Annotated in this window: 2 protein-coding genes; both read left to right on the top strand. The window is 41.1% G+C overall.

The features are described from left to right. The first annotated feature begins 2 nt into the window (after positions 1-2). Positions 3-3,710, top strand: coding sequence for a tetratricopeptide repeat protein (locus tag ACKI39_RS03025; protein WP_407397530.1), 3,708 nt, complete (start codon positions 3-5; stop codon positions 3,708-3,710). Continuing rightward, on the top strand, positions 3,707-13,087 hold the full coding sequence (locus ACKI39_RS03020; RefSeq protein WP_407397528.1) for an Ig-like domain-containing domain: 9,381 nt from the start codon (positions 3,707-3,709) through the stop codon (positions 13,085-13,087). The genes ACKI39_RS03025 and ACKI39_RS03020 overlap by 4 nt, the downstream gene beginning before the upstream one ends. Positions 13,088-13,129 lie beyond the last annotated feature (42 nt).

Genomic DNA, 13,129 nt, shown 5'->3' with positions numbered 1-13,129 from the left:
CTATGTCAGGAAAGAGAACAAAAAGTCTTAGAAGGCAAAATAATTCTTCGCATAAAAAGATTGCTGCCACTGTTCTTGGTGGAATAATTGCTGCCATACCTGTCGTTTCAGCAGGCGACGTGCTTTTCAGTGTTTATCCTCATGCGACAATCCCTCTTGGCTCAAACCATGACATCCAGTATGGAATGGGAGTTGGCTCAAGCATTGCATTCAAGCCTATAAAATATTTCAGCATGAATCTCTATGGCGACTATATGTCTCTTGCGCTTCCAAAGGTTCATTCCATTACCTTGCTTGATGGTGGTGCAGGTGCTTCATACCATATTCCGATTTCAGATCGAATCAATCTCAATGCAGGAATCAGCATAGGCTCTTATCGTGCAACATACAACACAACCATGTCTGGCATGAACGCTGGAATGAATTTTGGAATTTCATACAGACTGAATCCGATCGTTTCCATCGATATGTCGGCAAGAGCCCATCACTATGCTGCAGGCTCTACGGCGCTTCTCAACGGAGTCTCGGCTCAGCCTGGAGTTACACTTAACCTTACGGAAGCCTTTGGCCGCTATACAAACATCAATGTGGAACAGAAGGAACTTAAGCCCGTTTTTCCTGTACTCTATTCATGGTACGAAAACAATCCCTTTGGAACAATCACGATTGAAAACAAAGAGGATTCAAAAATTCAGGATGTAAGGGTTTCATTCTTTCAGCCTCAGTACATGGGTCATCCAAATGTCTGCGGTGTCCGTGATGAGCTTGAGAAAGGGGAGAGTCTGGAAGTAAACCTTACTGCGTTTTTCAATGAACATATGCTTGAGCTTACTGAAAAGACAGATACTCAGGCCGTCATAAGCGTGGAATATACTTTCCTTGGTCAGAAGCGTACCTGTGAATATCCAATGGTCGTTCCTGTTTATGGACGTAACAACATGTCCTGGGCTGATGACCGTCGTGCTTCTGTCTTTGTTTCTTCCAAGGATCCTGCAGCCATGTGGTTTGCAAAGTATGTTGCTTCCATTACACATGACAACATGCGCAACGGTGTTCCAGAAAACATGCAGTATGCGATGGCAATCTTCGACACCCTTGATCAGTTTGGACTCAACTATGTAATCGATCCGAGCTCTGCCTTTGAAGACAATGTAGGCACTGAATCAATAGATTTTCTTCAGTTTCCTTATCAGACCCTCATGTACCGTGGTGGTGACTGTGACGATATTTCAATTCTTGTTTGCTCTCTTTTTGAAGCGGTTGGCATCAATACGGCATTCATCACAATCCCAGGTCATATCTACATGGCTTTTGACAGTGGACTTTATAAACGTGAGGCAGAAGAACAGTTTGGAACACTTGATGACTTCATTGTCCATGGCAGTGAGGTCTGGGTTCCTCTTGAAATAACCCTTACCGATGAAGGCTTCAACAAGGCCTGGCGTGTCGGTTTGCGTGAATGGAAGGTTGCAGAAAGAAATGGAACTGCCGCCATGTACAAGATGCGTGATAACTGGCAGATCTATAAGCCTGTAAATGTTCCAAATGCGGCAACTAGCTTTACTTTGCCAGATCCTGATATCGTTGCAAAAATTTTCAGCCATAGTGTTGACCAGTGGATTCTTCGTGAAATTGAACCTAGAGTTGAAGGCTATAAGGCAATTCTTGCAAAAAAACGGAACGATAGAATTCAGAACAGTCTTGGAACCCTTTATGCACGCTACGGACTTTTTGCTCAGGCAGAGGAACAGTACAAGCCTTTGCGCAGAAGGGGATATCAGCCTGCCATCCTCAATACTGCTAACATCTACTATGCAAAAAAAGATTTTGAAAGGGCAGAAAAGTGGTATAAGGAAGTTCTCAAAAAAGACAAGAAGAATGTACTTGCATATCTTGGTGTTGCCCGCTGCTGCTACGAGCTTGAAAAATACGATGAATGTGACATGGCATATCTTAAGGTGCGTTCAATGGATGCTGGACTTGCGTATCAGTATTCATATCTCGGTGCCTTTGAAAACAAAACTGGCCGTGCGTTCAATCTGGCGGACCGTCTTTCCCATACGGTTTGGGAAGATGATGCCCAGAATGCATGGAAGGCGGAATACAAAAAACTTGTCGCTGACAATCGTGCTGAAATGGAAACCCTTTATGGAGAGGATATCGTCCAGCAGATTCTTCCTGAGCGTGATGTTGACGTGCCTGACTTCATGAAGTTCAATCCTGCGGAATTTGCCCTTGTTCCAGAAACTGGTGTAAAAGAAGTTGCCGAAAATTCTGAAAATATTGAAGGCGGCAATGACGATGACGACGATGATGTTCTCGAGCTTGAGAAGGAAGAATATGTCGGTCTTCCAAGACAGATAGAGATTGAAGGTCCTGAAGCCCTCCTTGCTGATGCGGCAGTAAAGCAGAGTGTTCCTGTCCATGAAGTTTCAATTGAAACTAGGAATGAAACCCTTCAGGTGGCAGATGTAGCAGCTGAAGTGCAAAGGGAAGAAAAGCCTGCTGTTGCTGAAGTTCCTGTCCATGAGGAAACTTTCGTAACTCTTGCCAGCATGACGGTGACTGTTGAAACTTCCGTGCCAGTGGAAGCTGCTGATGAAGAGAATGCCATCAATCAAGATGACGAAGACGATGGTGATGATAATCAGTTGGCTGTCTTTGATATTGATGACATAGAGGAGGAATTTGATATTGAAGAATTCCTCCCGACAGAAGAATTGGAAGCCGTAGAAAATGCTGCCGCAGTTGAAGTTGAGACATCCGATGAAAAGGATGCTTTCGTTGGAGTTGTACCAGACGATGAAAACCATATTTCAGTTGAGACTGTATCTTCTGTTGAAGACGATAGTTTTGATGATCCTGAAGCAGTTTTGGCTGATGAAAAGGATGTTATCGCTGAAGTTGTACCAGACGGTGAAAACCATATTTCCGTTGAGACTGTATCTTCTGTTGAAGACGATAGCTTTGATGAGCCTGATGCTGTATCTGCTGATGAAGATGATACTTCCGATGAGATTGAAACAGCTTTAGCTGAGAAAAACGATACCTCCGTTGAGATTGCGCCACTTGATGAAAATATTGAGGATGCCAGCGTGCCGAACATCAATCAGGTTGCTGTCGAGCTTCCGCCTGTAGAGAACATTCCAGTACCTCGCTTTACAAAGCAGCCTTCAGAAGAATGGGCTTCTGGGGATGTATATACAGCTGAAGCCATACCTGGAATGCTTTCCTTCGAAGAAGAAATGGACCTGGTTGAAAATTCAAGGGCCTATCTTTACGAAGAGGATGCACTCAACATAGATCCAGACAAGGATTATGGAGTTACGGTAAAAGAAAGCAAAAAGACTGAAGTCGGTCCTAAGGTAAATCCTTTTTCCAGCTTCCTTTCTAAAGAAGATGCAGAAGTCGTGGAAAAGATCACGGACTATGTATTTGAGGAACCTATAGATCCTGTTGTTGAACATACGGTGACTGTTGACGATGCGGCTGCTGACCTTGATGTAAAAGAAGAATTGACGGTCGAGGAAAGCATGGATGTTGAGCAGTACAATCTTAATGGTGAATCGGATCCTGTGGATAAGAATTTCATGTCCAGGATTCTTTGGATTCTTGTTGGAATCCTTACCATGGGAGGCGCAGTGCTCCTTGCAAAAAAAACTGCGGACAGAACAAAAAGTAAACCAGCTGGGAAGGGGGCTGTATCATGAATAAGAAAATCGTAAATAGAATCTTGACTGTTTCAGGAACAATCTTCGCCATTTTTTTCATCAATAGCTGTGCAGGCTGGATGGAAGATGACGGCTTTTTTGATGCCGTAGAACAAGAAGTATTCGTTGCCAACGCAGAAGAAGTTGATGTTTTTGTAAGATGTGCAAACAGTGGTTGGGGACTAACAGTTCCTTCTGGATATTCTGTAGTCAAGCAGAATGTTTCATCTTCAATCTCTGCAACACCAGGTTCTGGATATGGATTTTGGAAATGGGCAGCTTTCTCCACATCTGATTTCAATCCTGGAAGACAGAACAACAGTTTTATCTATACATCTGTAAAAGAATATGAAGACAATCTTTCAGTAAAGGAACTTAGCCTTAACGATGTTTCCTTTGCTAATTCTAAAGAGGCAAGTACAACAGTAACTGTTAAGACAACAAGGAATGACATAGCTATTGTTCCTGTGTTTGTAAGGCTTGCAACATTACAGTCATGTACGCCATCTAATGGTGCCTCTGGTGTTGCCGTCAATTCTACTGTTCGTTTGACTTTTTCCCGTGATATTTCTGCAAATAATATTGGAGAATATATAACAATCCTTCAGGGAACTGCATCACCTGTGGATATTACTGAAAATTTTGACATAACGGTTTCTGGAAAAACAATCACCTGTAAATTTAAGACAGATTCCGAGTTGACTAATTTTAGAGCAAATCAAAGAATTACTCTTGAGTATTCAGAAGACATCAGAGATACAGAAGGCTATCCGATAGCAGAGTCAGGCAGCTTAAAATTCAGTGTAGGAGATGCAAACAATATCGATAACACTGCACCTAAGATTACAGAAATCAAATACAGTCATCCGACTTCTAGTGATGTTAAGTTTGACAAATTCTATGATGAAAGTGAGGCGGCGGGAATCATCGGAAAAACTCCTGCCCAAATTAAGAGTACGGAATCTACATTCTTTAACAGAAGAATTAAGGATATCCTTTCTATTTCTGTTGTAGGCGGAGATTTTGTTGGTAATGCTACATTGAAAAACCCTTCTTTCAATGACTCTGCTTCCATCGGAAACATTGCCATTAAAGCTCAGACTGTTGTATCAAGCACAGGTGAAAAGTTGACGAATGGAACTTCAAAGAGCTTTGAATATGAATATTTTGAAGGCAGTTATGAAGACATTAATCTTGGAGAACTCGATGATGGTCTTATCCGTCTTCAGATTGGTCTTGTTGATAATTCTGGTAACTCAAGTCTCGATAAGACAGGATACTATAGCCAGTACGACAATGGCTACAAGACTATATTTGTTGTAAAGGATACATCCGCTCCTGATGCAGCTGCCAACAGCAATAAGGTTAAGGTAGCAAGCCAAGATTTCCTATGGTTCAATGCAAGTTCTATTTCTGATCTTAAATTCCTCAATGATACGACTGTAGACGACGGTATTTCAGACATTGGCAATGAATATTTCCGTTCTAAGTCGGAAAACATAAAATGGATCTTCCACGCAGGCAAGGCAGCTTCATGGACAAAGCCTTCTGCAAATGATTCTGGCTGGAAATCTATTAATGAAGGCTATGCCTTTGGTTCTCAGCTTTCTGATCTTGTCCAGGGCTCAAATCCTGTATGTGTAGCTTTCATGGATGATGTCGGAAACATTTCAGAAATCACAGAAATCGCTACACCTGTAATGTATGATGATGTAAAACCTGTTGTCGGCGATGACGTTAAATGGGTAAGGAATGACAATTCAGAAGATGGCCTTGTGCTTGGAATTACAGGACAAAAGGTTGTAAGCAACCAGTCCCTTTATGTTCCGATTAATGATGCCACTTCAGGAATTCAGGAAATGGTTTTTGTGGTTTCAAACAATGGAACGCAAAGGGCAGATTCTCTTTCTTCGGATGATCTTAAGATTTTCTATATTACAACGGAACTTGAAGCTGGTAAGGATTATACGGTCTCAGGAAATACTTTGAAATTTACAGTTCCAAAAGAAAAAGGAAGCGTTAAAGTTCAAGGTCTCAAGATTGATGATGATTCTGCAAGCGGTGATGCTGTCTATAAAATCAAGGTAAATATAGTTGATGCTGCAGGAAACATAAGCGTCGACATCGCCGATGATCCTCAGATCAGCTGTGACAGTGTTAAGCCTGCAATCAGCAAGGTAGTCATTCCGCCTGTTGTGGTCGATGGCGTTAAAGTGCCAGTAATTGAATCAATCGTTCCTTATGGCTCAGACGGAACTGGAACAGCTCCTGTATATTTTGCTGGAATTCAGTCTGGACTTGACTATGGCAGTGGAAAAAATGCATTCACTTTGGATCTTTATATTACGGAACAGACTTCTGGTGTGCAGCAGATTACCTTTGAAGACGGCTGCAATGTTCGTCTTTCATCTGAATCTACCCTTTCTGTCATCCACAGCGGCAGCACAAAGGATCTTGTAAAGAATACGGACTATACAGTAGACGGAACAGGAAAGATCATCACGTTCCTTGACAGCGTCAATCCTCTTGTAAAGGATGAAAATGCTGAATTTGTCCTTTCAATAACGAAATGTACCTTTGAAAATGTAAAATACAAGGATCATGAAACTGAATCCGATGAAAACAGTTTCAGCTTTACTCTCAAGGATTTTGCCCAGCTTTCTTCAGATAGCTCTGTAACGACAGTCAAGGCCAGTGAAAACGGAACTGAAGACATTGCCACCGTTGTAGCCAATGCCCTGCCTGCAAAAATTGAATCCGTCAAGCTTGAAGACAGAAGCTCATATGATGACAACGGTAATGTCACTGGTAGCGGTGATGGACCTTATGATCTTAGAAAATCAGAGAATGGTTTTACAAACTATGAAATCATCAATGTCATTGTAGATTCTCCTACAGCAGACGATGCAAATAAAAATTGTTCAGTAAGAAAAATTACACTTACAGGTGCAAAATTTGTAACGACTGGATATGCTGGTAATGTAAGCAATAATACTGGTGTTGGTGTTGTGGTCAATGGTTCTTCACATTCTTTGACTGCTGGAGGTGACTACAAAATTTCTGATGATGGTAAATCCATCGAATTTACCAGGGCTTATGATATCCAGACAGCATTCCAGTTCTTCAATGTTCTTCTTGATACAACGGATGACGGTGAAAAAACTGTTTCGGCAACGGCATATTCTCCGGCAGGCGTTTCTTATTCAGCCATGTCAACAAAAGATAAAAAAATTACCCTCGATAAGACACCTCCTGCATTGGCTGATGAAGGACCATTTGCTTATGATTATCAAAACAATGAAGGCTTTAGAAGTTATGAGTATCCAAGACAGAAAAATGATACCGATTATGAAACTTATGGTCTAAAAGCTAGTGACCTTGGACTTGCAACTTATGGCTCAATGGCTGGAAACGCCGGTAGTGAAATACGTTTCTTCTATACTTCGAAAGCCTATAGACGATTGCCTATAAAAGTGGAGGATACCAATAGTATCAGCAGCATCAATGAAAGATATTTACAGATAAAGGTTGTTAACAGCATAAAGGCAGGTGAAGCAACATCACAGGGTGTTCTTGGTGCAACTGGATATGCCTATTCTACTAATCGTGTAGTTGATTTTTCTACAAATAGGCTTGGTACAGCTGGAGATGTTGGTTATTACTACTATGGTTCAAAAAACTGGAGCTCTACTCTTAAGCCATACACCTATGTTGCGGCCGACAAAGCGGGCAACGTATCTGAGCCACACCAGTTCTATGTCATAAAGGATGACAAATCCCCAAGCATTACTGTTGATGGAACGGATTATGGAACTGCAACAGATGCTGTCCGTAAAAGCAAATCCCTTACAAACCTTATGGAACTTGTGATTCCGGATGGCAAGCGGGTATTCAGAAATACTGTTGAAAATACTGCTTCGGGAATTTACGACGCTTCTGAATTCAATTTCTGGAATGATAAAGATGGACACGAAACTACAAGCTTAAGTTCATATCAGTATGTTCTTCCTGAAGGTGAATTTAAAATCAGGATTAACCTTAAAAGCGGTGTTGCTTCTGGTACAATGCTCATTGGAGGTGTTTCAGGCTCTGATGTTTCTTCTTATAGTCAAAGAATTCCAACACCTGGAGATTCAGGTCTTGCAAAGTGGGCCATTACCCACTATTACAAAAAATGGAATTCTACTGCGACTGAAAGCAACTGGGATGCAGCATGGCCTGTAGGTACATTGGGGGCAGCCTTCTTTGATTCCCGTGTTACATGGAATGATTATGATGGTGGGGATATTGTATATACTATTCCTGATTCATCCAAAGGTGTTCCGCCATTGACACTTCTTCTCATGGACAATTGTGCAAACATCTATCAGATTCCTATACGCCCAGCATCCATGGATGCTCCAATGACGGAATATACATTGGATTCTGTTAAATTCCCATGCCACAGTGGTGAAAGTGTCAGCTGGATTTTTGACAAGAAGTTGCCTGAGCCGATATTATGGAGTTCTGGCATTGAGGATACCCTTGATAATCAGTTCATTATTTTTGCTGGCGGCTGTGATGATAATCAGTTTAAGAATATTTCTGGCGATGCTGAATCTCGAGAAGGAAATACTTATGGTGCTGTTGGCTGTGACCGTTTAGGTGCCCTTTACCGTGATACTGTAAATAATATCCAGTACTACAACCATAAGGTATACCTTCAGCTTCTTGTGAATTCCAATGAGCCTGTCTGTTGGAATGAAAATGAATCCCGTAGAAATAATGTCCAGATTCTTTATGATAATGATTCGACATCTACTGAATCCAAAGAATTCACGCTTCGTGCAAGAATTCTGTTCCGTCAAGGCACAGGTACCGCTGCTCCTTCGGAATCAGACTTTGCAGGAATGTCAAATGCATCCCTTACAAAGTGGTCATGCTTCAAGCGGAAGAGTGGGGATGTTGGTAATCGTATCTGGAATATTCTCATGCCCCATGGTGATGAAGGTGCCCTTGGTACTCTTTGGCTTTACATGGAAGACTATGTAGGCAACAAGTGTATTCACCAGATAAAAAATGGAAGTGATGTAGATAAATTTGCCTGGAACGACGAGCCGCCGAAGGTAAAGCTTAGAACTGATGCTGCATACCCGACAGCTTTTGATACTGCCAAGACATCAGCTAATGCTTCTAAGTTCTCTAATTTTGGAACCTATAGGCATTACAGCCACCTTGCCTTTACAAGCGCCGCGGACATCAAGCGTCTTGTTCCACCTACGATTTTCAAAAAGAAGTACATCAAGACTCAAACTTCAAACATGTCGGATACAAGATATTCTGTCATTATAGACAAGGCTGAAGAGGACCGTCTTGTCATGAATGATGTCTATGTCATTGGAGATGTCACTTATGTTGGCGATACTGCATATAATTTATCTGGTGGTGACTATGCAAGAGAAGAAGTTGGAAATAATACATATGCTGTAAATCCTGTATTATGTTTCTTTGATATCGATGTCTCAGATTCCCCATCTGGAATTGACGGTTACAGATATTGCTTCGCTGAAAATGAAGGTGACGACAACCGTCAGAATGATTGGGAAGGAAATAAAAGCAACGGATACTGGTATATCAATCATACTGGCGAAAAAAATGACAGTAAAAGAGTCAATGCCCAGGTACCTGTGAATTTGAGTTATATCAAGGACGCTGCGACAGAGTACAATCAAAGAACATTCAACCTGTATATCCGCGACCGTGTAGGAAATGTTTCTGTCACAAAACTTGGAAACCAGTGGATGATGGATAACTCTTATCCAGCTACAGTAAATGGATCTACCTGGACTGGCGGTAAGGCTAACCCTGGCAATTCATATCTTTCTTTGCCTGGGGCTGATTCAAGAAAGCAGATAAATGTCACTATTGCAGGATCAAGTGAAGCTTTCAAAACTGCCACGGAAAATGGAAATCCATATTCCATTAAGATACCTGCTGACTGGTTTAATGACTTTCAGAAACGTACTAACGATGGCAGCGGAACTGGTACAAGCTCTGGTGTCTATGGTGCAGGACTTATACCTAATGTCATGGGCAGTGCAAAGCCAGTTTCTGACGACGGTTATTTGACTGTGGATATTCCTTATTTTGTATATAAAGATGCAGATGCTACAACTGCACAGACTCTTGAATACTATATCTTTGATAAAACAGGAAACTACTGGACTTGTAATCTTAAAGTTAAAGTTGACGCTTCGGCACCAACAATGCGCGTTGGTGTTACACGATATGGTGACAATTATACATTCCATTCAGAAGATAATCTTTATACTAAAGTCTTCGGAACTGGAGCTTTGCCAAAGGATATAGCACCTGATACTACAACTACTGCGGAAGAACGTATTTCATATCAAGGTAATGCCTTGAATACCTTTAGTGAAAGTGAAGGCTATTCAAATGAGAGATATGAAAAGTTGTATTCTCTTGCTTCAAATGTTTCAAAGCAGTATTCATCAAAAGCAGATGTTGATTATGCATACTTACACGGAACAGAGGATGAAAGGAGCAGGTTCTTCAAGATTCGAAGCAATAATGCTGCCTTCTTTGTTAATGTTTGGGCAGTTGACGATGGTGGAATTTCACAGGTTTCCATCCGCAAATGGGGCAATAATGAATGGGTGGATCAGACTGATCAGGGAAAAATTGTATTTACAAATGAAAATCAAAATGTCAAACAAATGTTGTTTGAAAAAATTCCTGATGTAGTTTCTCTTGAAAACAATGGAAAAGAAATATCTAAAGAAGGAGCCAGCTCTATACGTAATTCAATATATGTATCAACTGCAGGACAATCTGTTGAAAATCTCTACGAGGTTTCTGCCACAGACTTTGCGGGTAACGCTGTATTCTATTATGCTTATATTCTACCATTTGATAATGCTGTACCAAGCGTAACGGATGTAACGGTTGCCGGTAACCCAGGTTCTTCTGTTGTTGGTGACAATTTCTACTTCAATACATTGAACTTTTCTCTAAAAGCAACTGATGCCGGTGCTGGCCTTGGTGCTTATTGGATTTCGGCAAAACAAAAGTCCAAATACAAAAAGTTTGATGGTAATATTTCAAATACTGCTGTAGACAGCACTTTGTTTGAAGAAGGTTGCAAAGAATTCTGGGTATACGTTCAGGATGTTCTTGGCAATGAAAAGACAGTAGAAAACTTTACAGTCAGTGGCGTAAACAAAACAATTTCCAATTTTAGCTTTGTCTATGACAAAACTGCTCCGTCAATAACTGGTATCAACACAGTAAAACGAACAGGAACCACCTATGTTGATAGTCCGGTTACAGGCACTGCAACCACTCATTCAGAGGAGGATGCAATTGATTCAACCTATGTTGAAGTTGATGAAGAGAACAATACAATTTTGATAAAAAACAGAAATTATCCATCAACTCTTAAGGTTTCAATGAAAACTGCTGCTGCTGGTACTGATGATGTACGCGGGTATATTGTAACTGATGGCAATACAAAACCTTCATTTGACGCATCCCTTATTGTAGATGAAATTACAATTGTTACTGATACTGATTTGACAACGGATGGCATTTCTAAATACATCTGGGCTGTGGACCATGCAGGTAATATAAGCGACAGTTATAGTTTGAATATTAAGTACAAAGAAAACTCTGTGCCTGTAGTTACTGGTGGCGAAGTCAAAATCGATGATGCAGCCAAGGCTTATGTAGATGGAAATTATTTCTATTACGGAAAGGATGGTGCCTCTTTTGAAACAAAGGTTACACCAAAAGCTGGAGACACTATCGTTGCCTACGAAATTGTAAATGCATCTGCCGCTCCAAAATACTATGTTTCAAAGCCGATTACTGATTCTTCTGTAACTGAAATAGATGGTGGCTATAAAATCAAGCTTCCTGAAGTTTCAGGAATAAGCGGCGGCCTCTATGTCAGGTTCAGGACCAGCAGCCATAACTATTCTGTGCCTTGTAAGCTTGTCTATGAAAACAATGGTACCATGAATTATGTTTTTGACGATGTTGCTCCATCTTGTACTACAACTAATGCTGAAATCAGAAATGGCTCAAATTATACAGCAACATATTATTCTGCAGGAAACATTAACGCCGTAGATGGTTCATGGTATGAGCTAAAGGATAATGGTGTCGGCAATGATTATACAACAAGGCTTTACACCAGCGGAACAAAAGTTTCCCTTAAGGTCTCGGATGCCAACTCCAACTCCAAGTCTTATTCCTATGCCTTTACTTATGGCTCGTATGATGACATAGTGAACTCGCTTATTAAAGACAGTAATCAAAATGCTCCTGAAACTTGGTCTGATTATACAGAAGCCGACAATACAGGCTGGCTTACAGTAATTCTTCCTGAAGTAGAGACTGTAATGCACGGTTATCTTATGATCTGGCTTAAGGACAGGGTTGGAAATATTTCATGCCCATACAATATGTCTTACCCAACTAAGACAAATGAAAACTGGCTGGGTATGTACAAGGCTCCTTCCGCTGCAAGCTGGTACCAAAATGGAAACGTTTTAAATATCTATGACTATGATGCAGGTTCTGGTCTTAAGGCTATTAAAATTGAGTACGAGGGATCAAGCCCTAACATAAGTTCTGTTACTCTGGGTGCCGTCAACAGCCAGAATGATCCATACAATGCTTCTATGACCACATCAGCTAATGGAAGTAATACGTACATAGTTAATTTCAGCAAGACCTATATGACAAGCGGTAAAATAACTCTTAATATAGGATATGGTAATTTGACCATCAAGAATGTTTCTGTCTTGGATGCTGCGGCTGCTGACGATGGATATATAGTTCTTGAGCAGGCATCTACTGTCCGTAGCTTCTTCTCTTATTTCGTTGATTCAACTTCTGATGCTGTGTCTACCGTTTCCAATGCCATAGCTTCCATTTTTGGTCAGCGCTATGAAGACAGGAATCTTACGGTGGCAGAGAGAAAGCAGCTCAGGGCAGATAAAAAGGCAGCCCGTCAGGCAGAGATAGCCGCTGCAAAAGAAGCCAAGCGTCAGCGTAAGCTCCTTGCAAAACAGCTTAAGGAATCTGCAAGACAGGTTTCTGTTTCTGCGGTACCAGCTGAATATATAGAAGAAAAACGCACTGTTATGGAAAAGGGTAGTGTTTCTGCCCTTGCAGAATCCTCTGCTTCCATGAATCCTCAGGTAATTGGAATGGATCAGCCTGAACAAAATGTTCCTGTACAGGTGCAGGTTGCACGAAGAAATTCCAGCAGGGATGCAATCGTTGTTGCACTTATCCTTGCGTCTGCCATGATTTCATCAGGAGCTGGATATTTTCTGTTCCGCAGAAAGAAAAATATAGGTCATCTCTAAAAATTGCAATTTTTAGGGACTCCATATAAATTAAATTTATTT

Origin of the sequence: Treponema sp. (genome assembly GCF_045641405.1) — a bacterium.
Classification (GTDB): domain Bacteria; phylum Spirochaetota; class Spirochaetia; order Treponematales; family Treponemataceae; genus Treponema_D.
This window is presented reverse-complemented; position numbering and strand designations above follow the sequence as displayed.

What these genes read in the sequence shown, in the direction of transcription:
- ACKI39_RS03025 (WP_407397530.1), top strand. Translation starts at nt 3, where the DNA reads ATGTCAGGAAAGAGAACAAAAAGTCTTAGAAGGCAAAATAATTCTTCG.
- ACKI39_RS03020 (WP_407397528.1), top strand. Translation starts at nt 3,707, where the DNA reads ATGAATAAGAAAATCGTAAATAGAATCTTGACTGTTTCAGGAACAATC.